The organism is Campylobacter sp. 2018MI10, from assembly GCF_018501175.1.
Taxonomy (GTDB): Bacteria; Campylobacterota; Campylobacteria; order Campylobacterales; family Campylobacteraceae; genus Campylobacter_E.
In genome coordinates this window covers 1-458 of sequence record NZ_JAHCZD010000082.1, presented here as the reverse complement: position 1 = coordinate 458, position 458 = coordinate 1, and the positions used below count along the sequence as shown (strand labels likewise).

1 protein-coding gene is annotated in these 458 nt (G+C 60.9%); it reads right to left on the bottom strand.

Annotation, left to right across the window (positions count from 1 at the left end):
• Window positions 1–458, bottom strand: a 458-nt coding sequence (locus tag KJR01_RS10620; protein ID WP_502756456.1) for a hypothetical protein, incomplete at both ends; no start/stop codon positions are given.

Here is a 458-nt window from a genome sequence, read left to right as displayed (position 1 = left end):
CGGTGGCACCGTCGAATACCGGGGTGGCCAGACGGGATTCCTCAGGAATATCAATGAGGCCAACCTCGCGCAGACGCTCAGCCCAATCGCCCTCGGCCTGGGTGATATCCCAGCCGGAGTGAGCGATCCAGCCCAGGTGCATCTCAAGAACCTGCCCGACGTTCATTCGGGAGGGTACACCCAACGGGGTGAGGATGATGTCGACAGGGGTGCCGTCCGGCAAGAACGGCATGTCCTCGACAGGTAGAATCTTCGAGATGACGCCCTTGTTACCGTGGCGTCCAGCCAGCTTGTCACCGATGGAAATCTTGCGCTTCTGGGCGACGTAGACGCGAACCATCTGATTAACGCCCGGCGCCAACTCGTCACCGTTCTCGGTGTCGAAGATGCGCACCCCGATGACAGTGCCTTCCTCGCCGTGAGGAACCTTAAGGGAAGTATCACGGACCTCGCGGGCC